We start from the raw sequence: 22,909 nt of genomic DNA, 5'->3' as shown, positions 1-22,909 counted from the left end.
ATGGTTGTTAGGCAGTACCGAAGCAAATTTTGTCTTTAATGATATTAAGATTGTAGTTTGGTTATTGAGTTGGGGAAACTAGGAGTTGTAGTTAATGTTTAACATTGGTGACCAGGTCAGGCTCATTCATGATCCCGCAAAGATAGGTGTAATTACACAAGTTTTACAGTCCAGAGGCGGAGTAAATCGTTACAAGTTCTTTTTTGCGGGGGCAACTCAAACTAAAAGTGAAAGCGACCTAGAAGTAGTGGCAAGTAACACTTGGAATGACTTACTTCATAGTGGACGTTTTGGACGAATTGACGATCTACGTAGAAATCTTACGTATATTCATATCTCTGGCAAACTTGCCAACCTTGTGTACAGTATGGAAACCACAAACACTGATTTCTTTGCTTTCCAATACAAACCAGTACTATCTTTCCTTGAGGCCCCTTCAAAAGGTATTCTTATTGCTGATGAGGTCGGCTTAGGTAAAACAATTGAGGCGGGCCTGATCTGGACCGAATTAAGGGCAAGGATAGATGCTCGCCGATTGATGATTCTGTGTCCTGCTATGCTAAGAGAAAAATGGAAGCATGAGTTAATGTTTCGTTTTGGTATTGATGCTGATTTGATGAGTGCGGAAGATCTTCTTCATGATCTGAAGAGAGATAAAAAGCAAGTGCCAACGGGTAAAGCGGTCATATGTAGTTACACTGGGTTAAGGCCTCCGAAGGGGTTTACTCCAGGGTTAGACTCGGCAGAAACTCCACGTCAAAAGTTGACGGAATTACTCTCAGATTCTGCCTCAAATGAGCCTTTATTCGATTTAATTATTATGGATGAAGCTCATTATATGCGTAATCCAGAAAGCTCGACCTCTAAGTTGGGTCATCTGCTCCGTGATGCAACAGAGCATGTTGTACTGTTATCTGCAACGCCAATTAATCTTGGTAATGAAGACTTGTTTCATCTTCTAGAGTTGGTTGACCCTGACACCTTCGACAATCGACATTATTTTCCGCAAGTACTCGAAGCAAATAAACCTCTCCTTGAAGCTCAAAATGCGGTTCGTAATCCTCATGTGAGTTGGTTTGAAGCTAGAAGTATCTTAAAAAACGCACAGTTAAACCCCATTTTAAATCATAGTTCCCAACTTTTAAGCATTATTGAGTTCGAACCCGAAGATGGATTTTCTCATGAAGAGAGAGTTGAAGTGGCGAACCGAATTGAGCGAGTGAACCTCTTGAGTAAGGTTGTAACTCGAACAAGAAAAGCTGAGGTCCATGAATACCGTGTAGTTCGAGAGCCTCTTGCTTTGGCGGTTCAGATGACGGATGCCGAAAAGGAATTTTATCAAGCAGTTACTGAAACTGTACGTCGTTACGCATCGCAGAAAAATGTGCATGAGGCATTTCTTTCTGCAATGCCTCAAAGGCAAGTTTCTAGCTGTATGGTTGCAGCTTACTCCGCCTGGAATCGTAGAGTAAGAAAAGCTGAATTAAGTATGTTTGACACCTCTATCGAAGAGTCTATTGGCATTGATATTGAGTCAAAGAATCAGCTGTCTCCTTTGATGTCTGAAATTGGTGCCAGATTGTTACCAGATATAGATATAGATAATCTCAGAGAAAACGATAGTAAGTTTAATGCACTCATTGATTTTTTAAAAAGCTGGTATAGCACCCACTCCGAAGATCAAGTCGTGCTGTTTTCATATTTTAGAGAAACTCTTCATTACCTTAATTCGCGCTTATTCGAAGAGGGCATTAGCGCGCAGGTATTAATGGGGGGTATGAAAGAGACTAAACAGGAAATCATAGATGGTTTCAAAGCTAATAAAGAGTGCCGTATCCTTCTATCTTCAGAGGTAGCAAGTGAAGGTGTAGACTTGCAGTTTTGCCGAGTGTTGATTAATTATGATTTGCCTTGGAACCCAATGCGAATAGAGCAACGGATAGGTCGTATTGATAGATATGGTCAGAAATCAGAAAAGATACACATCATTAACTTTTGCTACGCCGATACCATAGATCAAAGGATTTACGATCGCTTGTTTGAACGTCTAGGCATATTTAAAGCTGCTCTCGGTGATATGGATGCGATCTTAGGTGAAAAGATTGAAAATTTAACGTCTTCTCTCATTAGAGAGGAGTTAACAGCACAACAGGAGCAAGACCGTATAGAGCAGACTCGTCTTGCAATCGAAAAAGTAAAAAGTGAGAACGTCCGACTTGAAGAACAGGCATCGAGCTTGATCGCTCACAGTGGCTATATCCTTTCTCAAGTAAAAGCTGCTCATCAGTTTAGACAGAATATAAATGAACAAGATTTATTCTATTTTGTAAAGAGCTTTTTAGATAAATATGGCTCTGGACATTTATTCCAACAAGTCCTGAGCGAAGGTTTGACATTTGACGTTAGGTTACCTTCAGATCTTGCAGCAAAGTTTGCTGAATTTGTGAGAAAACATAGCTTAAGTAATTTATCTCAATTGCAAACAGGTGTTGTTCGTAGGTGTCTGTTTTCCAATAAGGTGACGCGAAATAGTAATGCCCAAACAGAGGTACTATCACAATTTCATCCATTGGTCCGTTTCTTCGCACAAGAATTGGCTACTAACAGTGAAGAACAGCACCCTTTAGTAGGAGCTAGAATAGAAAGTGGAAAGGTCGAAATTCCTGAAGGTGACTATATTTTAGTCGTAAAAAAAGGAGAATTTAGCGGAATAAGAGTCGAAGAGAAGCTATTTTCACGCGGACTCAAATTGGGAGATGAAGTCGAACTATTGTCCGAGCAAGACTCTTACAACCTGTTGAATGCGACTCGGGTTTTAGGAGGAGATTGGCAAGACGTTCATTTGGCATATGATGCCGACGTTCTAGAAGAAGCTTTTGAGGTAGTATCTGACTATGTTGAGCAAGATTATCAGGATGAGGTTGATCGACGTTACAATGAGAATGCAGACCGAATTCAATTTCAAATATCTTCAGCCAAGAAAAACAAGGAGCGTCAGTTAGAGGGGAGATTTAGTGCGCTCACAAAATTGAGTATGAGGGATGACAAAAAATCTGCTTCTCTTGTTGCCGCGACCAAAGCGCAAATTCGAAATATCGAAAGCCGATTTGATGTGCAAATAGAGCAGTTATCAGCTAAACAAGAACTACTTCATGACAATATCGAAGTATGTTTCATTGCCATTAGGATAGGTTAGTAATGAAAGGCTTAGATAAACTTAAAGGTAAGCTTAAAAAAGCACTTCCCCGAAAAGCTCATCAATCTAGTACAGTTGATAAACAGCCTTTAGGTCAACCTCGCATACTCAAGTCCAGGGCGTCTTCTCGTACCACTTCTTCTACTAGATCCCGAACTCAGTTTATTATTGGGCTAGATTTTGGAACTTCTTATACAAAAGTCGCAATCAGTGGCTTTGAAAATAAATATACAGTTCAATTGTTACCTAATACGCATCTTCTTCCGACTCGATTTTTTATTGATAGTGTGGGTAATTGCACTTTAGAACAAAGTGATGCAGTGGATAAGATTGAAGTATCCAAATTAAAATTGATAGAGAATAAAGCTCGAACTCAAGACCTTGCAATAATGGCTGCATATTGTGCTTTAGTTCTTAAAAGTGCACGCTGTTGGATGCTAAGCAAAGAGAGCAGTCGACTCGTAAACTATGAAATTGATTGGCTGCTGAACGTTGGTTTGCCCACGGAAAGTTCACAGAATTCTAGACTGACTACTCTTTATAGAAAGATAATTAAAAGTGCTTGGAAGTTCTCGAATATTAATGATGGTTTTAGCCTTAGAGAACTGGAAAGTTACTTGAGTTTTGGTGATGTTCCTGACAAATTGTCAAGTCATGAGTTCAGTGGTCTACATGAAGATTGTTTATCATTGTTTCCTGAATTTGTCGGTCAAATTCAGTCTTATATTCGTTCACCTCAAAGACAAAATTTTGCCCATCTTCTAATTGATGTAGGTGGTGGTACGGTCGATGTAGCTGTGTTTCGCGTTGTTGAAAATGAAGGGGAGTACTCTTATCCAATTTACGGCAAAAGCGTTAAGACTATAGGGGCAGAAGTTCTCAATAAAAAACGAGAATCTATGGGAGTCAAGGCTGCGGATAAATGGATGGAAGGTGAGTTCAAAGCACTAATTGGAGACGTAATAACTAATATTCCTTCGGGATCATATGTCGAAGATATACATTGTATTTTCATTGGAGGTGGTGCTAGCTTGCCTCTATACAAAAAGGCTCTTGATGACTTTAAAGATAAACAGAAGAGTTATTATCCTTTACGCATAACTGGTCTTAATCAACCTTATGAAATGGTTGACACTAAGTTAAGTGAACGAGATTTTCATAGGGTATCTGTAGCTTACGGCCTTACTTTTGAACCAGATGATTTAGGCTTTTTAGAGTTAGGTGTAGTTGAAAAAAAAACTTCATATAAAAAATCAGAAAACTCATACCTCTTAGACGCATCGTAGTAGAAAATTATGTCAATAAATCGTTGGAAAATTCCCACTGAAATAGAAAAAATCACTGCTGAGCAAGCCACTGCAACACAAGAGGCTATAAAAGCTGAGCTCGATTGTATCGATAGTGTCATTGATGATGTCGATAAAAAATTGCGCCGAGCAAGAGAAGTAAGTAACTCCCAGGACATCTCTACTCTTGAAGAAATGAAACGAGTAGCTTATGGGAAGTCAGTTTTGATAGAAAGTGATGTAAAAGGCATTCAAGAGTATCGAGTGACCCAAGTTGCTGGAAGTTATGCAAATACAAAGCACGGTGTATCAACGTCTCTTTCTCCCATAGGTACCCTATGTCGTCAAGCCTATATTGGACTCTCAGGTAAGAGCAAATTACTAGGAAATTATGAAGTCCTTGAAATAAGAACTTTTGAGCGTTTCAAAGGTCACGTAGCTGCAGATAATTTACGAAACTTTCAAACTATGGTTCGCTCTAGTTTCTCTGGTAAATATAGCAATGATATTGATGAATATCATACGCAAGACTTGAAGAAGACCGTCTTGATGTGGAGCAACAACATTGCTGGAAATGAGCTCACTTGCCCTGAGGATGATTTAGACATTGAAGAAACAACTCAGGGTGATATTACTTGGGGAGTATCTGAGTTTGGAGGCTGGGACGAAGATGACGCGATAGATGATATCATTCTCGATGAACCAGAAAATATAAGCGAACCAATTGAGTTGAAAGATGAGTATTTTGGCCTAAGTAGTAACTTTTATTTAAACCCGACTAGAGAGCAATATAAGATCATGTCTAATACCTTGGACACTGGGCCTATGTTGGTAGAAGGTATCGCCGGTTCAGGAAAGACTTGTGCTGCGTTAGGTCGTGCTAAAACTTTGGTTGATTTATCTAAAGTTGTACCAGATGAAAGTGATGAGTACGAAGCTACCGATTTTTTTGATCAAGAGAGTAGTGTCGGTATTGTCCGAACCGGGGAGTTAGTTCAATATTTGAAGCAAACCTGTAATGAACTCGGCTTATCACATCTTCCGATTATCGAATACGATGAACTACGTTCAAGGCTTCAACTAGCAAGGGAGCTTGAGCAACGATCGAAAACTGATAACTCACCTAAATATGCTCTCTCTGTAGATTTAAGTGAAAACGATGAATCAGAGACGACGATGTCTTGGTTGGAGTCATTCGATAAAGTACTTTTTGATTTATTATTAACGAAAGTTGATAAAGTTGTCGACCAACTTACTTTCGATACTAATAAATTTGAGCCTTCTGAATCTGTTTCGACTTTGTTGCTATCTACTTTGACTGATAAATTAAAGCTGAAGCTTCAAACAAATATAGCTCAATGGAAAACATCTAGAGTGCATAGTCACTTTGCCTGTGAAGATCTTATCCCCCAGCTATATCAACTTATGAGAGTTACTGTTGCCGATACAGTTGATCGAAGTGGTTTTTGGTATTCCATCAAAGATGATGAACCAGAGTTTACGACTAGCTTGTCGAATCTATTCGGTGCTTACCGTTCTCACAAGCATTTATTTTTAGATAAGCAAGAGCGAACTTGCTTCCAATTGTCCTCGCAACAAGACCTTTCAACGTTTGTTGAAAAATGTGAATTAGTTGAGTTGTCAATCCAAGACGTGCCGGGTCAGATTGAACTAAATACACCGTTTGATGATCTCTGGGATAAAGTCAGTGAGGAAGACACGCAATATTTAATTGGTAAGAGCTCTAATGGTGCACTTTTTAAAGGTAAACTTGTAGATGTTGAACAACTGAGCTTCCTTCGTTCGGAAAGGAGGTTATTTGTACTACAAGGTTTGTCATCTAGAGTTAGACCATTTGAACGCCCTAGTCCGTATACAGCAACTATTACACCAACTTCGAAGGGAGGAAAGCCTACAAGTTTTTCTAACTTCCTAAGGTCGAGGTTAATTCCACGCCTGTTTAATCATTGGCACATAGCTGATTTGTACAGAGATGCTTTATTGTTTGGTGATAAAGGATGGGGGAGTAAAAATAGCGATGCTTTAAATCGCTTAATAGGAAGAAAGCTCAATACGCATGATATAGACGTACTGTTAGCTATGTCCCATATTATTGGCGCAAAAGACAATGAAGAATATGGCTCAATCCCAACCCGCTGGCATACCACACAGTATTATAGAAGTGTGTTTGTAGATGAAGTACAGGATTTCACTGAAATCCAAGTGTTTATTATGGGACGACAAGCGTCTCCTGAATATGACGCAGTCACTATGGTCGGAGATATGCACCAACAGTTGAGTGGTAGGCAGGCGAAAGATTTGGATGCATGCTTTCCATACAGAAAGCTATCAAAGCATTTGCTGGTAGAGAACAAGAGACAGGAGTTTAACGCTACACTTGGGTCGATATCTCAGATTTTCAGACGATTTATACAGGGAGATATAAGGTTATCTGATTCTCTCGAACAAGTGAAAATGCATTTGGACAATATACGGTCTTCTGATGGCTATACTTTTAGTAATCTCGGGTTTGAATCTGCTCATGATGCAATTTTGGACGTTATCAGAACTCAGCCGCAGACTCGTACTATTGCGGTATTGACGCCAAACTTAAACTTAGCCAAAACTCTTGAGGAAAACTTGAGGGAAGGTCTGAAGAGTGTCTTCCGAGAATCTTATGTCTCGGAAACCGTGCAGTTGAACAAGAAATATCAGATTCATTTTTCAAGTCCTGAACATATTAAAGGGTTGGAGTTTGACACGGTTATTTTAGCTGGGTTAGAAGAAGTTGAATGGACGAAAAAAGACAAGGTAAACGGTGTCTATGTTGCTCTGTCTAGGCCACGAAAAGAACTTCATGTAGTATCTCTGATAGAAAGGCTACCAACCCCAGTCGCACGTTTACTAAGTGCTGAATTGTCTATGGATGAAGTTTTTTTGGGTAGAGAGGCAAGTTCATTTGAATAGCTTTCCGGTGGTATGAATTCAGGTCCGTCTAAAGATAGAGCAATGACTAGAGTTCTGTGACGACAGCTGTTTCTAGTAATAAAAATAGGTCCTAGATTTCAACTTTTGGGTTGATTGACTACACAAGGAAGTGTGGAGCTCTGTGTTACTAAGTATGACTATCATCTTGCCGTTTAGTTACTCTACACGCTGGTTTTGAATATTTATAAGCCTGTAGGAAAAAGATATAGATTATGAATAAAAGTATACTTATCGTACTCGGTGATAATATTAGTGCGGATATGAGCGATATTATCTCTAAAACTATGAAGCTTTACCTTGAGATGGTGGAGTGTAAAGGAAGTAAATACCAAGTTGCGACTGAGAGTATGGATACGGCAGTGACTGTTATGACTAAACTCAGCTCCCAAGCCAAAAAGCTAAGGTGTGTATATGATGAAATAGAAAAATCAGATAACCCAGAGAGGTATTTTGACCATGCAACGATTAGTGAGCTTGTAGTTGCAAATGGTTATATTCGAGGGTTTGAAAAGATCCTAAAAGCTCAATACGATAGTTGCTCTAATAGGGTCGCAGCTCTTGAACTAGAGGCCATAAAAGAACTAAAACAAATTCGAGTAGTAGTGGCTAAATTGCGAAGAATAATTGACGATTTAATGTCTATCGAACGTCAACTAAATATAGCTTCGATAAATAAATACGAAAAGCGCCTTAAAATGACTTCTGATGATGTTGCCAAGCTTAAGGAAGCTACACAACGTCTAGTTACAGTTAGACCTTCACGTAGCTAATATCTTCATAGATTAGTTAATACCAAACTAGAGTACTGATTCAGTAATAAAGAGTGGTTAGCTTGAGAACGGTTACCTAGGTAGTGTGCGTTTCCATAAAGATGTTACTTAAAAGAGGCCCTTGTTGTGAACCAACATTGAGACTTATTGTTGGTCTTTGATATGGGAAAGCACAGGTTAGTATAATTTTTTATACCGAATAGTTTCTAAGGGAAATAGGCTCACACTCATTCCATACTGTTTCGTCAGGTTTCGTGTAAATCTCTGTGGTTTTGGCGTTGTTATGAGCCATTCTGCTGGTGGCACTTAAACCTTTTTCTTCGATCAATCGAGCTGCTAAGGAACGAATCTCGTGATAGGTAGGTCTTTGGTTGCTCGGTAAGTCTGATTTCACTCCAACTTTATCGCGTATTCTACTGAACTGCTTACTTAGGTAATGACTTTGTACTTGATAGATATGGTCACAATCTTTAGCGATGCCTCGTTGCTGTTGTATAGGCTTCTTATGGACGATATAAGGGCAGGATACTCGATCTGAATAGCTTAGTTGTACAATATCGTAGATGGATTGGGTTATAGGGATCTTCACTCTAGATGCCGCTGAGTTTTGGACTTTCTGCCTATGTATATAAAGGTATCCATAAACTTTTTCTCCATGGAGCATATTTGGTTTCTTATCTTGATTCCAGACAATCCCACAGCGATTATCTTTAGGTTCTCTTATGTTGTATTTGATACGACATATTTCGTTTACGGAATGTGTCGTCTCTAACGTCAATGCCATAGCGACCTTAAGAAAGGTTGGTGCGTTACTATAAATTAACTCGAACTCTTCTAGCGTCAGTCTTTGACGCTTTTTAACACGTTCTGACTTCATGACTTTTAAACGTTTTTTATTGCGTATGAAGTTATCTGGTATAAAGGATTGATCAGCTAGGTAACTGAATGCTTTTTTGATATGGCTGAGGTTGTTGTTGTAGTTCTGAGATGAAGACTTACCATAATGTGTTTCTAAGAATGCATTCAACATTTCTAAGTTCAAGTCATGTGTGAGTGTTGTTCCCAAATCATCACAGAGTTTCTGTATTATTGATTGATACTTCTTCAGTGAACCTTGTGAAAGCTCTTCTCTTTCAATCAATGGAAAGATTTTGCTTAGCGCTTTTTCTAAAGGAATATTGAATCTACCCACAGTCTGATCTGAAGACTGGTGTGCTTTCTTAATGCGCTGTGCCATTGAGCGGTATTGGATATTATAGTTAATAGCTTCGTTGATAGCGTGGAGCTTTTTTGTGTCTTTAGGGAAATTGAAGTAACGCCCAGACTCAAGTTTTAGGCGGTAACGTACCTTGCCATCTTTGTGTCGATATCGATAAAGATAAGGTGGTAAGTCGATATTTTTGACAGAGCGGTTTCTACCCATAGTTAGATCTCCTAATGATAGATCACTACCCTAAGCGTGGAGTAGTGATCTAATTGCCGACGTTCATTTGCAGTTACTAAACTGAAGTCCACTGTTATCATCTACTAAGACGAGTAGGTTACCGCTTGGTGTTAGTACATAGGGCAAGTAGCCTTTCCGGCACCAGTTATGTACGGTAGCTGTTGTGATCCCTGAACCTGGGTACTTTTCTTCAAGATACTTTTTAGGTGTTAGTGTTCGCGCGCTCATAATTGCTCTCCATTTCATTGCGTTGGTTTAAAGTCAGGTGATCGTTCACCTGAAATCAATGTAATCATTAATAACAACGGATTTGGCAAATAAGGACGCTAATTTGCGTGTTTAATTGTTTTTCGAATAATTGAAAAGACGCTAATTGGGCCAAAGTGACAAATCGGTTGTGACTTAAAGACCAAGACCGGGGAGAGGTGTCGTGGGGGCGTATGAGAGTGATTAATTGGCCATGTGAGCACTGTATACTGTCTCGATAATGTCACTATCGTGATCTGTCATGTTCTCACAATTTACCCAATTATCGCCTAAGGTTATGAAAAATAGAAATATTAATCGGTTTTTCAAACCCCAGAAACGGTGAAACCCCGGTGTTGGTAGCATCGGGGTTTCGAATTTCTAGATTTCTCGACTGGTAAGATCGATTATCTTTTCTATGCAGAAGGCTGGATTAATCCAATCTTATTCCTTGGTAGGGAATTAGATACGGATGAAGTCCATGTGCTCAACTTTTGGCTTGAACGCGTGACGTTGAACGTCTTGTGGCTTAACCTTAACTTCTGCGCCGTCAATCAGTAGAGTGATTGCTTCGTAGAATTCAGGCTTATCCATTTGGTTGATCACGTCAGCGTGAACAAGTTCGATAGCTACAGCTTCAGCTTCGCCACCGTAGATTACAGCTGGGAATTTACCAGCGTGACGTAGGCGGCGGCTCGCACCTTTACCTAGTTCAGTACGTACTACTGCTTCAAATTTCATAGTTTTACTCTCAAATTAGTAAAAATTAACTTCACACCTCAATGCGACCTTGAGTGCGTGGTAATGCTTAAACATAAAAGTTCATGCTTAAGCGAGCGCGGATACTAACATCACATTCCAATATGAGCAAGTAAGAAGCCCATCTCAAAGTGAATTTCCTTCGATAATGGGTTCGTTTGGAGATAAAACGTTCGCTAACGCTTGTTTAGAGTATTTTGCCCCCTTTTACATCGCAATCCTTATCTATTTATATCATCGCTAAATCATCAAGTTAATGAACGGAAAATGAATGTTTACCTAAGACTTCGTTAAGGCTTAGTTCGTTAATCTTAGTGTTAATTAAACAGCAGAATTAATAGGTGAAAATATGGAACCGGTAAGCATTGTCGTAATTACGCTAAACGAAGAGAAACGCATTAGCCGCTTAATGGAAGAGTTGAGCGTGCAAACCCACCAAGAGTTTGAAGTGATTGTTGTCGACTCGAACAGTGAAGACAACACGAGAGAAGTGGCGCAAGCTTATGAAAACGCGCTGCCAAAATTAACGGTGCATCACATGGAAAACCGTGGTGTGAGCCTTGGCCGAAACACAGGTGCGTCATTGGCGCAATACAACAGAATCCTTTTCTTAGATGCTGACGTGAGCTTGCCTCGAAACTTCCTTGCGAAAGCGCTTTATGAACTAGAAGAGAAGAAGCTTGAAGTAGCGGGTGTGTACATGAGCTCGAAAGGTTTGCCGCTTGTACACAAGTTTGGTTACGGGCTATTTAACGCAGGCTTGTTTACTACTCAGTTCTTTTTCCCGACGGCGATTGGCGCATGTATTTTCTCGACTAAACGGGCGCATGATGAGATCGGCGGTTTTGATGAAGAGATCGTCCTGTGTGAAGACTGTGACTACGTAAAACGTGCGAGCAAAACATGGCGATTTAGATTCCTAAATATGACTTTTGGTTTTGACCCACGTCGCTTAGACCAAGATGGCGTTGTGAAGACAGGCTCTACTTATCTTAAAGCCAATGTAAGACGCTTCTTTAAAGGCGAAATGCGTAACAACGAGATGAACTACAAGTTTGGTCACTACAAAGAACAGTAAGCATCGAGGTTGTTATGTTTGATGGACTAGGGCTGTTTCTGGGAGCATTGGGTGATGCTCTCATTGGCCCAAACCTATTTGTACCGGGAGAGCCCTTCTTTATCGCAGCTGGCTTTCAACTGTATTCAGGTGCATGGATGGCGTTGGTTTTGGTAATGCTAGGTGGTTTGCTTGGCGACCAACTCAGTTATTTCATTGGTTATAGATACGGTGCTAAGGCGCAACGAAGGCTTATTAAGTTTCGTCCTAAAACCAAAAGGTTAATTGCGCGCTGCCGCTATCTGATTGCTCGAAAAGGCACATACATCATTCTTTTTGCTCGCTTATTGGGGCCTATCGCTTGGGTTGTGCCATTTATAGCGGGTTCGCACCGTGTACCGTGGCGCAATTTCAGTGTGTTGGCGTTTATCGGCTTGGCTCTTGGTGGCGGACAGTTCATTGCTTGGGGCATGTTACTGGCGCACGGCGTTGAAAACTTCCCGTGGCTTAATAGCCTTAAGATATTTATCTCTGAGCATAATAGTTTGATCGCCGGTGTGTTCGCGGTATCGGTTTTCACCATTATTGGTTATCGAATGAAGTGGCGACGCTTGGTACTTAAGTCGAGTGCGCTGTTGTTGGCGTGGGTATTGTTTGCGAACTACGCTCACTTTTTCTGGAAAGCGGATGATTTTCAGAATCAACCAGAGACGGCTCAAATTGACAAAGTCGACTGGAATTCGGTTACCTATAAAGCGTTCCCTGGCAAATCTTCGTTCTACTCGGCACAAGCGATCAACGTAATTTATGTTGGAGCAACTCCAAGAGATTTAATGAAGCAATTAGGCTGGATAGAGAATCAAACTTTCTCTCGAAATGAGATTGAATGGGCTGGTTACCTCGCATTGCTTAGAGACAAAACGCCACCAGTGTCCGATTTATATTGGAGAGACAAGCCGCAAGATATGGCGTTTCAATTGCCGGGTAACTTGATGAAGCGTAGCCATATTCGCTGGTGGCGTGCTGGTGTTGATATTAAAACTAACCAGCCTCAGTGGTTAGGCGCAATTAGTTATGATGATGGCCTTAAAGTCACCCCTTATTCAGGCATTGTAACCGTACTTCATAACATTGACCCTAACGTTGATGAAGAGCGAGATAGGCTCGCTAATCAGATACGAACGTCACTACCAGACATCGAGTTAGTTAAACACCCATTGGCAACGGTGGAAGTAATGAATGACGATCATGACTATTATACGGATGGCAGGATTCTGGTTATCGGCTCTTAAGACTCGCTAAGTTAATTTGTCTGCTTTTGATATCTCTGCTTTTAGCATGCATGCCTCTCAGGTAATGCTCTTTTTAGAGAGCGCTGCTTTTAAAAAATCGACAAAACAACGAACTTTCAAAGGTGTGTATCTGTTTCGTGGATAAATGGCATTAAAGGGCAGGCTTTGGTTAGAGTAGTTATCTAGAACAATTTTTAGTCGGTTAGACGAGAGCTCGTTATTTACCATCCAAAGAGGCAGTTGAACTAGGCCTGCACCTACCAAAGCAACTTCAAGCAACGTATCTCCATTATCACATTGAAAATTGCCAGATACAGTTGTCGACATCGTTTTCTCTTTGCTGGTGAAATGCCAGAGGTTAGGTGATTTCAACCTAGAATAAACTAGACAGTTGTGATTTTTTAAGTCCTCGGGTTGCTTTGGCTCTCCGTGCTTGGCTAAGTAGCTTGGGGACGCTAACGTTAACATTGGATCGTCGAAAAGGTGTCTTGCAACAAGAGATGAGTCTTCCAACTCTTTTGCTCGGATAGCAACATCAACGCCCTCACTGATCAAATCGATATGCTTGTCATTGAGGAGCAAATTGATTTTTATATTTGGATACAGTTCAAAGAATTGGGTAATTAACGGCGCAATGATAAGTCGACCAAATGCAATCGGCGCAGCAACACTCACCACTCCTTGAGGGGAGGATACCTCCAAGCGAGCTTTTGCTTCCGCCTCATCAAGCTCACTCAAAATGGCAACGCATGTCTCATAGTATTGTGCCCCTGCAGAAGTCAGTGAGTGATCTCTACTACTTCGAGTTAATAGTTTCACACCAACCTTCTTTTCCAGTGCCGCCACCTTTTTACTAATGGTGGTTTGAGTCGTGTTCATCTCTTTCCCTGTAGCAGAGAAACTGCCTGTTTCAACAACTCTGACAAAGGCTCGCATTGCACCTAATTGATCCATCTTAAATATTCCAAAAACGCATACTTGGTAGTTAATTTAGCATACTTCTAGTCGCTTTTGTTTGTGGTTAAGATTCTCTCCAGCAAACGAAAGTAGTAACAAGACTGAGTTTGAATTAATTGAAAATGACGAAATTAGGGTATGAAGAGAGGCAACATGAAAGAAGATATTTTGTTTGAAAACATTGAATTAGGTAATGGGCTGAATCTTGATAACCGTATTGTTATGCCTCCAATGAGTCGCTCAAAAGCGAGTGATGATTTGATACCGACGGACGCTATGGCTGATTATTACGCTCGTAGAGCCGATACCGGGTTAATTATCGTTGAAGGCACGATCGTCTCTCCAATGGCGCAAGGTTACCCAAATAGTCCCGGTTTATATAATGAGGAACAGATTGAAGGCTGGAAAAAGGTAACGGACAAAGTTCATCAGAATGGAGGCAAGATCTTTGCTCAACTTTGGCATTGTGGTCGTGTCTCGCATCCTTTTTACCTTGAAGGGAAGTTGCCGCTAGCACCTTCGGCTGTTCCTTTACAGGGGAAAGTGCCACGAGGCAAAGATTTGGAGTATGGCATGCCGAGTGAAATGAGCGAAGAGGTCATTTTTTCTGTAATAGGAGAGTTTAAACAAGCCGCGGCTAACGCTCGTAAGGCTGGGTTTGACGGTGTTGAGATTCATGGTGCGAACGGTTATTTGATCGATCAATTTCTTCACTGGGAGACAAACCAACGAACTGACGCATGGGGCGGAACTCCTGAGAAAATGAGTCAATTTCTATTCAGGATTATTGAGGCTGTAAAACAAGAAGTTGAACACGTAGGCGTTCGTTTATCTCCGGTCGGGTATCTGCATTTAGAGGAAAACGAAGAAGATAAGGTGATTTCAGATTATTACTTGAAGCAGCTCAATCAGTACGAGCTCACCTATGTTCATAACGGCTCGATTGATGACAAGCCTTATCAGCATATTGATGGTTCGGTTACTCAATATATCCGAAGCTTGTATCAAGGGACCGTTATCGCGAGTGGCGGATATAGCGCAGAGAGTGCGCGTGAAATGCTATCCAGAGGAGATGCTGATTTAGTGGCTATCGGTCGTCCATTGATTGCAAACCCAGACTATATAGAAAGAGTGAAGACTCAACAGGAAATAAAACCGTACAGTAATGAGATGTTAGCTGAGTTGGTGTAAATGTGATAAGTGGGGTTATCAGTATGAGCCATAGTGGATATTTCGAATTCGGTTAAACCAGAATAAAGTTAAGCCCTAGCGTTGTGCTAGGGCTTATCGTGTTTACTTGGTTTATTTAGCGCGTTTAGCTTACTTAACCTTTACTTACTTTAAGCACCAAAGAAGCTTTTAAGCCGCCCATTGAGCTCTTGCTGAGCGTTAGGCTGCCTCGGTAGCTGTGTGCCATTTCATTCACGATATTAAGCCCTAAGCCTGTTCCTGGTGTGGTTTCATCAAGTCGAACGCCACGTTTGGTGACTTGCTCAAGCTTCTCTTCAGGAATGCCTTGGCCATCATCTTCAATCACCAACTCTATGTTGCCATCGTCGAGTTCATTTGCATGGACGCGAATAATGCTGCCAGCCCACTTGTAACTGTTCTCGAGTAGGTTGCCGACCATTTCATCAAGATCGGTTTTTTCTACCGCCACTTCAATCTCAGAGTCTAGCTCGTTAATTATGGTGACTTCGTTGGCTGCGTAGACTTTATCAAACGCCATTGAGATAGCTTCAACACGCTCACAAGGTGAAGACTTCACCGAAAGAATGTTCATTGCACCTGCCATACGAGCGCGGCCAAGGTGATAATCAATTTGGCTTTGAATCTGATGAATGGGCTGTTGCAGCAGTGCTTTGTCATCCTCTGGAAGTCGCTCTATCTCATTTTTTAGAACTGAAAGCGGTGTTTTCAACGCATGAGATAAGTTACCCGCGTGGTTACGAGCTCGCTCTAATAGCTCTTGATAGTGGAAGAGCAGGGCATTGAGATCCGAGACTAATGGAGAAACTTCTTTCGGGTAGTTATCGCTTAACCCTTGTTGTTCGCCGTTTCTTAGCATCACCAGTTCGCGTTGCATCTTGCTGAGCGGTAATAGCGACCAACTGACTTGAATACCGATCAACATCAACACGCCAACAAACAGCAGCATTAGGATCAACCAGACTTGGCCAGTCAGTTCGGTCAGTGTCGATTCTAGCGGATCTTCATCAATACCAATGGTGATCGTGACAGGGTCGCTCAGTTCAGGCAGGTAGATATCTTGCTCGATGTAAATCAGCTTTTCTTTCTCAGGCCCTTTGACTGATGTGTGAATTGGCGAACGCTTGATGGTGAGGTCTTTATCCCATAGCGAGCGAGATCGGATGATCTGGTCTTGGGTTGCGGCGCGCCAATAAATACCACTGTAGGGCTGGTTGAACCTAGGATCAGACAGACGCTCTGCCATGATCAGGTTACCACTGTCATTGGTTTCGATATTGGCGGTTAACTCATCCATGGTTAAACCAAGCTGCTGCTTCATGTCGTCGACGAGGTAGTCGTTAACCAGCTTCGGGATCCCGACACCTGCCGCTAATATCATCGCACCTAGCCAAAAAGCCGCAGCAAGGAGCAAGCGGCTTTTTAGACTGATGTTTTTAAGTGTTCGTTTCTTTAGATTCATGCATTTCCAGCCTGCCTTTGCTCATCGTGACTTATCGTATTGCGATGATCAGAACAGGCTGTCCACTTAATTGATGGTTACTCTTGGCGTGATTGACGACTGAGTTATTCGGCATTCAGTTGGTAGCCAAGGCCACGAACGGTTTTGATGATCTTTGGTGCGATTTTTTTGCGAATACGACCAATGAACACCTCAACTGTGTTTGAGTCGCGATCGAAGTCTTGTTTATAGATGTGTTCAACCAGCTCTGTGCGTGAGATAACCTTGTTTTGGTTATGCATGAAGTACGCAACAACTTTATATTCGAGTGCAGTTAGGCTAACCGCTTGGCCTTGCCACAATACTTTAGAACTGCGTGTGTCTAGGCTTAGATCGCCGATTTGAAGTATCGGAGCAGCACTGCCTGACGCTCGGCGCAGTTGAGCACGGATACGGGCAATGAGCTCGACCATCTCAAATGGCTTAGTTAGGTAGTCATCAGCACCTGCGTTCAAGCCCTCAACACGTTGAGTTAGCGTGTCACGAGCACTTAAGATAATCACTGGTGTGTTGATGTTTTCGTCTCGAATGCCTTTTAATACGGTTAGGCCGTCAAGCTTAGGTAGACCTAAATCGAGGACAATCGCGTCCCATTCTTCTGACGTTGCACGGTAGAGTGCGTCGATACCATCTTGAGAAAGCTCTGGAACCCAGTCGGCTCCCTCAAGTGTTTCAATAATTTGTTGGCCCAAACGAGGCTCATCTTCAACGACTAAAATTTTCATAATTGTTCTTCTTAATTCTTGTAATGACGGTTCGTCGTGCTTAACTATTCGTTGTGCTTAGCTCTTCGTCGTACGTAACTAGTCGCCGTGTTTAATTGCGTTTTTAAAGTTGCGGCCTTTGATCATAAGCATTTCTAACGTTTCAGCGTTGTATTCGACTTTGATGATGTTGTTTTGGTAATTGATTTTTAGTTCATACACCCAAATGTCGTCATCTTCTTCTAGTTCGACTTTAATGATTCTGCCATGAAGATCGTTTTCAACCGCGGCATACATTTCTGAGAAAGGGCGAATGTAGCCTTCTCGTACGGCTTCGTAGACTTCGTCTTGATCTTCTTCAAATTCGATGCTGGTTCCTGCTTTGTGAACGTCCTGCACTAATTCATGACCATTATGGTGTGAGTCAGCCCATGCGCCAGCAGAAACAAATAAGCCTAAGCTTATAGAAAACAAAGAAATCATAGCTTTACTAAACATAGCGAATCCTAGAGAAGGTTGATAGCGTTCAGTATAAAAAAGTAATTCTGAACAGAAAGTGAACCTGATTAATAATGAGAATTTGATACCGAAAAACTTAACGCTTAAATGGCGCAGGCTTTAATACATAAGATTAATTGCCGAGTGTTAAGAACGTAAGACTTACCTTTATTCTTAACTTTAACGCTGCTGTAGTTCGTCTTCGAATATCTTGTCTCTCATTTTCCAAAAGCGTCCGACCTTACGTGCAATCACGAATTGAGGTGGGCGGAATCTATGTTGGTGAGCAACCACTTTCGTTGGTGAGGCTTCTTCAAAAGGGCGATGTCTGTCTGCAAGGTGAGGGCGAACAAACTGGTCTTTGAAGTTCTGCTTCTGCTTTTTGGTGGTTAATGACCAAAACTCATGCACTTGCGCTTGGTTTTCACCGCGATAGGTGACCTTAAGTTGTGATTTACCTTTGTCGTCTTTAAGCACGTTGAGGTCCATTTCTAAACACTCAAATACCAAGGCATCTTTTAAGTTCAGTGCTTCTTTCAGTTTTTTGTCTGGGTCGACTAAGGTTGCATCGCACTCATGACAAATACGCGCGGCAATGTCGTTATCAGCACCACATTCACCGCAATATTTCGCTCGGAAACGATAGTTGCAGTGTTCGCGTTCGCCCGTGTCTTCATCGGTAAAATAGCCTTGGCATTTACGACCAAAGTGCTCAAGCAAGAAGCCATTGCTGTCTAGCTTGCCCCAAAAGTTATTATTGAAGCCGCACGCCGGGCAAGGGATGGTGATGATTTCACTGTCTGAATCGGGTTTAGGGTCGCCGACCTCAGGTTGGTAAAGGTCGTAACTGTTGCCCGCATAGTCGAGCACCAAACACTCTTTTTTACCCGGAGATAGGCGTAAGCCACGGCCAACGATTTGTTGATACAAACTGATGGATTCTGTCGGGCGTAAAATCGCGATTAAATCGACGTGTGGCGCATCAAAGCCTGTGGTTAATACCGACACGTTAACCAAGAACTTGATTTTACGTTCTTTGAAGTCGCTGATTATTTGGTCACGTTCGAGAGTTGGTGTATCGCCAATCACAATTGAAGCTTCACCTGCTGGCAATAAGCCGAGGATCTCTTGCGCGTGTCGAACAGTGGCAGCGAATACCATGATGCCTAGTTTGTCTTGGGCTAGGTGAATGATTTGGTCGACAATCTGCGGGGTCGCGCGTTTCGATTGCTCGATCACCATGTCGAGTTCTGCTTCTTTGTAGCGACCAGTGCTCGCTGGCTTTAACTGCGAAAAGTCATAGCTCAACACGGGTGCATCGATCATACGTGCAGGAGTTAAGAAGCCTTCGTCGAGCAGGTAACGAATCGGCAACTCAAAAATACAGTCGCGGAAGAAGCGAGGCTCATCTGAACGCACTTGACCGCGAGTATGGTATTGATAAATCCAACCCATCCCAAGACGATATGGGGTCGCTGTTAATCCAAGCACCTTGATGCCTGAATTATTCTCGCGCAAGTGAGTGATCACTTTCTGATAACTACTGGTTTTTTCATCGGGAACACGGTGGCATTCGTCGATAACCAACAGCGAAAATTGGTTAGAGAATGAATCGAGATTTCGCACCACAGATTGCACCGAAGCAAACACGACTTGTTGGTCGGTCTCTTTGCGTCCTAAACCCGCAGAGAAAATCGAGCCTTTCAGCCCGTAACCTTCATACTTTTCATGGTTCTGTTCAACCAACTCTTTTACGTGAGCAAGTACCAACACTCGACCTTTCGCAAGCCTTGCCAACTCAGCAATCACAAGGCTTTTCCCTGCACCCGTCGGAAGCACGAGAACAGCCGGAGTTTGGTGTTTTCTGAAGTAATGAATCACTGATTTTACTGAATCAGCTTGGTACGGGCGGAGTGTATACATATCGCGTCTTGTAAGAAGGAAAACAAATAGTGTGAAATAGCTCAACTAATTGAGCAAAGGTGACTATAATACCCGACTTAGATTAGTTGAGGTATTCATGCGTTTAGATAAATTTCTGTGCGATGCATTAGGCGTCACTCGAAGAGAAGCAACACACTTATTAAAATCCAAGGCAGTGACAGTAAATGATGTCATTCAAAAAAGCGGTTCACTCAAGGTAACTGAAGAATGCGTTGTGGAATGGCAAGGCAATGAACTGAATGTTCACGGCCCACGTTACATCATGCTTTATAAGCCAGAAGGCTTTGTTTGTTCGCATGAAGATGGCGCAAATCGTATCGCGTTTGAATTACTTGATGAAATCAAAATGGACAAGCTGCACTTTGCTGGCCGTCTAGATATTGATACAACAGGTCTTGTGTTGATTACCGATGATGGTAAGTGGTCTCACCGTATCACTTCGCCAAAGCACAAGTGCGAGAAGACGTACCGTGTGTGGTTGGTTGAACCTGTTGAAGACGATTACGTTGAAAAATTCAAAGAGGGCATCCAGCTTAAGAGCGAAGATGGCCTAACACTTCCTGCACACCTAGAAGTTCGTGCAGAGCGTGAAGTACTGCTAACGATTCACGAAGGCAAATACCACCAAGTTAAACGTATGTTTGCTGCTCTTGGTAACAAGGTAGAAGCACTACACCGTGAACGTATTGGCGAAATTGAGATGGACGAATCTTTAGAGTTAGGTGAATACCGTTACCTAACGCAAGAAGAAGTCGATTCAATCTGGAAGTAGTCCTTAGCTAGAAGTGCTCTTAATAAGAAATTGTTCTTAACAAGAGATAACTTTTGCTGGAAATAGCCCTTTCGTTGTAAAGCCGACCATGGATAGCGTCGGCTGATGATGTTGACTGGTACTAGGAAAGTCTCAGCCAATCTTTGACTCGCGTACTCACGCTAGTCCCTAGCTCTATCAGTTGAACATTCGGAGAACCATGCAAACATCGACCTCACAGAGCCAAAGCTCCCAACCAGAAACCCCTCAATTAGGCTTAATGCTGTTTTTGATTCTTGGCGCGATTGGTGCACTTACTCCGCTAGCCATTGATATGTATCTGCCAGCGATGCCGACCATTGCCAAAGATCTTGGTGTGACGGCGGGTGAGGTGCAAATCACGCTAACAGCTTATACCGCAGGTTTCGCGCTGGGGCAGTTACTGCATGGCCCGTTGGCGGATAGCTATGGTCGCAAGCCTGTATTGCTTATTGGTGTATTCTTGTTTGCTATCGCTTCAATGGTGAGTGCGACAACACACGGTATTGAAGCGCTGACTTACATCCGTACCGCTCAAGGTTTTGCTGGTGCTGCGGCAGCCGTTATCATCCAAGCGGTGGTAAGAGACATGTTCGATCGTGAAGATTTCGCAAGAACCATGTCTTTCGTTACTTTGGTGATGACAGTTGCGCCATTGGTTGCTCCGATGATTGGCGGTTACTTAGCGTTGTGGTTCGGCTGGCGTTCAATTTTCTGGGTACTGGCTATCTTTGCGGTGATCGTGATTCTAGCGGTATCGATGAAGATCCCAGAAACGCTTCCTGCAGGAAACCGACAACCACTGCGCTTTAAAACAACGATTCGTAACTATGCTCGATTGTGTAAGAACCCAACGGCGATGGGCCTGATTTTCTCTGGTGCATTCTCATTTTCAGGGATGTTTGCGTTCTTAACGGCAGGTTCATTCGTTTACATCGATATCTATGGCGTTCGCCCTGATCTGTTTGGCTACCTATTCGGCTTGAATATTGTTGCTATGATCTTGATGACGAGCATCAACGGTCGAATCGTTAAGAAAGTGGGCTCTCACGCTATGCTCAGAGTCGGTTTAACCATTCAACTGTTTGCAGGCTTAGGTCTGTTAGTTGGTTGGATGTTAGATATCGGTTTGTGGGGTATTGTGCCATTCGTGATGCTGTTTATCGGCACACTGTCTACCATTGGTAGTAACTCAATGGCGCTGCTTTTAAGCGGATACCCGAATATGGCCGGCACAGCTTCTTCGCTTGCGGGCACGTTAAGATTTGGTACTGGTTCTGTGGTGGGGGCAATTGTTGCCATGCTACCAAGTGACACTGCAGGGCCAATGGCTATGATGATGGCAGCATGTGCAATACTGTCAGCATTACTATATTGGACATTAGGAAAGAAGGCATAATGTCAAAATACTATATTGAAATTCAGAAGTTAGTGAACGATGCGCTGGGCGAGCTATATGCTCTGCATAAGTCTGGCAAAGCGATCGACGCGCCTATCGCGAACAACCTTTATCTTGTTCGTTGGGTAACAAAAGCGATTAAATCTCAAGCTTATGATCGCGTAATTGTGCCTGACTTAGTTCGCTGGCAGAAACAGGGTCGCTCAAAAGGCAATAACTCTGATTTAACTTTTACCTTTAAACGCATTTCTGCGTTTTACGGACGTTTTTTCCCTGAAGGCGAAGAGCCTAAAGCACTAAAAGACAGTGATGTTGAAGCGTTCATGGACAAAATGTACGAGATGGGTTGGAGCGTATCGAGTGAAGATGAGCTAACGACTGGCGGTAAGATTCAATTCTTCACCGATGGCGAGCACTCTTTTGCTTTATGTGGTAAACAGTGTGACGATTCTTTCGATGGTGAATTGATGGTTAAGCCTATGAACTGGTTTGTTCGTGGTAACCACGCCGAGTTCATCCAAGCGGCGATGGAAGCGGGTTTCATGCTTCACAAAGTGACGGACTATAAGTCTGCGGTGAAGTATCACGGTGAATACATCGTTTACCCTGCTAACCAAGGCAACCAACTGGCTGAGATCCCAATTAGCGTTATCGGCTAGTAGCGGATTCGGGATACGAGATAAGAGATACGAAGAGCGGAAATATCCGCTCTTTTTTTTGCCTCTTATAGCGTGTGTCGCTAATTTGCTGTTAAGTCTTTTCGCATCACGTTACCCGAATCCCATATCCGCTTTTAATCTTTTTGCATCTCGACACTCGAATCCCGTATCTGCTTTTAATCTTTTCGCATCTCGACACTCGAATCCCGT

At 42.3% G+C, this 22,909-nt stretch carries 18 protein-coding genes; 10 read left to right on the top strand and 8 right to left on the bottom strand.

Features of this window, described 5'->3' with window-relative positions; all coding sequences use genetic code 11:
• Positions 1–94: 94 nt before the first annotated feature.
• The 4 genes from MSG38_RS21900 (at position 95) to MSG38_RS21885 (ending at position 8,240) form a co-directional block, all read left to right on the top strand.
• The gene (locus MSG38_RS21900) at positions 95–3,196 is read left to right on the top strand and encodes an SNF2-related protein (protein ID WP_248402601.1); all 3,102 of its coding nucleotides are present in this window, start codon (positions 95–97) and stop codon (positions 3,194–3,196) included.
• Positions 3,197–3,198: 2 nt separating this feature from the next.
• Complete coding sequence (locus MSG38_RS21895) at positions 3,199–4,482, top strand: hypothetical protein (protein WP_248402600.1); 1,284 nt, start codon at positions 3,199–3,201, stop codon at positions 4,480–4,482.
• A 9-nt stretch (positions 4,483–4,491) separates the two neighbouring features.
• Positions 4,492–7,449: a hypothetical protein gene (locus MSG38_RS21890; protein ID WP_248402599.1), complete on the top strand. Its 2,958-nt coding sequence runs from the start codon at positions 4,492–4,494 to the stop codon at positions 7,447–7,449.
• A 233-nt stretch (positions 7,450–7,682) separates the two neighbouring features.
• Positions 7,683–8,240, top strand: a complete 558-nt coding sequence (locus MSG38_RS21885; RefSeq protein ID WP_248402598.1) for a hypothetical protein — start codon at positions 7,683–7,685, stop codon at positions 8,238–8,240.
• A gap of 190 nt (positions 8,241–8,430) precedes the next feature.
• On the opposite strand, the gene MSG38_RS21880 is transcribed toward MSG38_RS21885, so the two are convergent.
• The 3 genes from MSG38_RS21880 to rplY form a co-directional block, all read right to left on the bottom strand.
• Positions 8,431–9,663 carry a tyrosine-type recombinase/integrase gene (locus tag MSG38_RS21880; protein ID WP_248402597.1) on the bottom strand — a complete coding sequence of 411 codons (1,233 nt, stop codon included), beginning with the start codon at positions 9,661–9,663 and terminating at the stop codon, positions 8,431–8,433.
• Between the two features lie 63 nt (positions 9,664–9,726).
• On the bottom strand, positions 9,727–9,912 hold the full coding sequence (locus MSG38_RS21875) for a hypothetical protein (RefSeq protein ID WP_129590040.1): 186 nt from the start codon (positions 9,910–9,912) through the stop codon (positions 9,727–9,729).
• Positions 9,913–10,392: 480 nt separating this feature from the next.
• Positions 10,393–10,671: a 50S ribosomal protein L25 gene (gene rplY / locus MSG38_RS21870; protein ID WP_017060373.1), complete on the bottom strand. Its 279-nt coding sequence runs from the start codon at positions 10,669–10,671 to the stop codon at positions 10,393–10,395.
• Positions 10,672–11,038: 367 nt separating this feature from the next.
• Between rplY and MSG38_RS21865 the strand changes: the two genes are divergently transcribed.
• Both MSG38_RS21865 and MSG38_RS21860 read left to right on the top strand, forming a co-directional pair.
• Positions 11,039–11,767 (top strand): glycosyltransferase, encoded by a 729-nt coding sequence (locus MSG38_RS21865; protein WP_017079049.1) that lies wholly within the window; start codon positions 11,039–11,041, stop codon positions 11,765–11,767.
• 14 nt (positions 11,768–11,781) lie between these two features.
• On the top strand, positions 11,782–13,038 hold the full coding sequence (locus MSG38_RS21860; protein ID WP_248402596.1) for an LssY C-terminal domain-containing protein: 1,257 nt from the start codon (positions 11,782–11,784) through the stop codon (positions 13,036–13,038).
• A gap of 57 nt (positions 13,039–13,095) precedes the next feature.
• On the opposite strand, the gene MSG38_RS21855 is transcribed toward MSG38_RS21860, so the two are convergent.
• A complete protein-coding gene (locus MSG38_RS21855) occupies positions 13,096–13,992 on the bottom strand; it encodes a LysR family transcriptional regulator (RefSeq protein WP_248402595.1) in 897 nt (298 codons plus the stop codon).
• Positions 13,993–14,148: 156 nt separating this feature from the next.
• On the opposite strand from MSG38_RS21855, the gene MSG38_RS21850 reads away from it, so the two are divergent.
• Complete coding sequence (locus tag MSG38_RS21850; RefSeq protein ID WP_248337614.1) at positions 14,149–15,186, top strand: alkene reductase; 1,038 nt, start codon at positions 14,149–14,151, stop codon at positions 15,184–15,186.
• A 133-nt stretch (positions 15,187–15,319) separates the two neighbouring features.
• On the opposite strand, the gene MSG38_RS21845 is transcribed toward MSG38_RS21850, so the two are convergent.
• The 4 genes from MSG38_RS21845 to MSG38_RS21830 form a co-directional block, all read right to left on the bottom strand.
• Entirely contained in the window at positions 15,320–16,666 is a 1,347-nt protein-coding gene (locus tag MSG38_RS21845) for an ATP-binding protein (RefSeq protein WP_248402594.1), read from the bottom strand.
• A 104-nt stretch (positions 16,667–16,770) separates the two neighbouring features.
• Positions 16,771–17,430 (bottom strand): response regulator transcription factor, encoded by a 660-nt coding sequence (locus MSG38_RS21840; protein WP_017060377.1) that lies wholly within the window; start codon positions 17,428–17,430, stop codon positions 16,771–16,773.
• 78 nt (positions 17,431–17,508) lie between these two features.
• Positions 17,509–17,907 (bottom strand): hypothetical protein, encoded by a 399-nt coding sequence (locus MSG38_RS21835; RefSeq protein ID WP_248402593.1) that lies wholly within the window; start codon positions 17,905–17,907, stop codon positions 17,509–17,511.
• 180 nt (positions 17,908–18,087) lie between these two features.
• Positions 18,088–19,830, bottom strand: a complete 1,743-nt coding sequence (locus MSG38_RS21830) for a DEAD/DEAH box helicase (RefSeq protein WP_048609230.1) — start codon at positions 19,828–19,830, stop codon at positions 18,088–18,090.
• 97 nt (positions 19,831–19,927) lie between these two features.
• Here MSG38_RS21830 and rsuA point away from each other — a divergent pair, with 97 nt between their 5' ends.
• From rsuA to MSG38_RS21815, 3 genes are all read left to right on the top strand, one after another.
• Positions 19,928–20,623, top strand: coding sequence for a 16S rRNA pseudouridine(516) synthase RsuA (rsuA, locus tag MSG38_RS21825; RefSeq protein WP_017060380.1), 696 nt, complete (start codon positions 19,928–19,930; stop codon positions 20,621–20,623).
• A gap of 199 nt (positions 20,624–20,822) precedes the next feature.
• The gene (locus MSG38_RS21820; RefSeq protein ID WP_248402592.1) at positions 20,823–22,040 is read left to right on the top strand and encodes a Bcr/CflA family multidrug efflux MFS transporter; all 1,218 of its coding nucleotides are present in this window, start codon (positions 20,823–20,825) and stop codon (positions 22,038–22,040) included.
• Positions 22,040–22,699 carry a DUF2913 family protein gene (locus MSG38_RS21815; protein WP_010441495.1) on the top strand — a complete coding sequence of 220 codons (660 nt, stop codon included), beginning with the start codon at positions 22,040–22,042 and terminating at the stop codon, positions 22,697–22,699. The genes MSG38_RS21820 and MSG38_RS21815 overlap by 1 nt, the downstream gene beginning before the upstream one ends.
• Positions 22,700–22,909: the final 210 nt, after the last annotated feature.

Origin of the sequence: Vibrio sp. 1CM24A, from assembly GCF_023161725.1 — a bacterium.
Lineage (GTDB): Bacteria > Pseudomonadota > Gammaproteobacteria > Enterobacterales > Vibrionaceae > Vibrio > Vibrio coralliirubri.
Note: the sequence above shows the minus strand (reverse complement) of the source record. Positions and strands in the feature narration are given on the sequence as shown.

Bases quoted from the DNA above. Each gene is read 5' to 3' on its own strand.
- MSG38_RS21900 (WP_248402601.1), top strand. From the start codon at position 95: ATGTTTAACATTGGTGACCAGGTCAGGCTCATTCATGATCCCGCAAAG.
- MSG38_RS21895 (WP_248402600.1), top strand. From the start codon at position 3,199: ATGAAAGGCTTAGATAAACTTAAAGGTAAGCTTAAAAAAGCACTTCCC.
- MSG38_RS21890 (WP_248402599.1), top strand. From the start codon at position 4,492: ATGTCAATAAATCGTTGGAAAATTCCCACTGAAATAGAAAAAATCACT.
- MSG38_RS21885 (WP_248402598.1), top strand. From the start codon at position 7,683: ATGAATAAAAGTATACTTATCGTACTCGGTGATAATATTAGTGCGGAT.
- MSG38_RS21880 (WP_248402597.1), bottom strand. From the start codon at position 9,663: ATGGGTAGAAACCGCTCTGTCAAAAATATCGACTTACCACCTTATCTT.
- MSG38_RS21875 (WP_129590040.1), bottom strand. From the start codon at position 9,912: ATGAGCGCGCGAACACTAACACCTAAAAAGTATCTTGAAGAAAAGTAC.
- rplY (WP_017060373.1), bottom strand. From the start codon at position 10,671: ATGAAATTTGAAGCAGTAGTACGTACTGAACTAGGTAAAGGTGCGAGC.
- MSG38_RS21865 (WP_017079049.1), top strand. From the start codon at position 11,039: ATGGAACCGGTAAGCATTGTCGTAATTACGCTAAACGAAGAGAAACGC.
- MSG38_RS21860 (WP_248402596.1), top strand. From the start codon at position 11,782: ATGTTTGATGGACTAGGGCTGTTTCTGGGAGCATTGGGTGATGCTCTC.
- MSG38_RS21855 (WP_248402595.1), bottom strand. From the start codon at position 13,992: ATGGATCAATTAGGTGCAATGCGAGCCTTTGTCAGAGTTGTTGAAACA.
- MSG38_RS21850 (WP_248337614.1), top strand. From the start codon at position 14,149: ATGAAAGAAGATATTTTGTTTGAAAACATTGAATTAGGTAATGGGCTG.
- MSG38_RS21845 (WP_248402594.1), bottom strand. From the start codon at position 16,666: ATGAATCTAAAGAAACGAACACTTAAAAACATCAGTCTAAAAAGCCGC.
- MSG38_RS21840 (WP_017060377.1), bottom strand. From the start codon at position 17,430: ATGAAAATTTTAGTCGTTGAAGATGAGCCTCGTTTGGGCCAACAAATT.
- MSG38_RS21835 (WP_248402593.1), bottom strand. From the start codon at position 17,907: ATGTTTAGTAAAGCTATGATTTCTTTGTTTTCTATAAGCTTAGGCTTA.
- MSG38_RS21830 (WP_048609230.1), bottom strand. From the start codon at position 19,830: ATGTATACACTCCGCCCGTACCAAGCTGATTCAGTAAAATCAGTGATT.
- rsuA (WP_017060380.1), top strand. From the start codon at position 19,928: ATGCGTTTAGATAAATTTCTGTGCGATGCATTAGGCGTCACTCGAAGA.
- MSG38_RS21820 (WP_248402592.1), top strand. From the start codon at position 20,823: ATGCAAACATCGACCTCACAGAGCCAAAGCTCCCAACCAGAAACCCCT.
- MSG38_RS21815 (WP_010441495.1), top strand. From the start codon at position 22,040: ATGTCAAAATACTATATTGAAATTCAGAAGTTAGTGAACGATGCGCTG.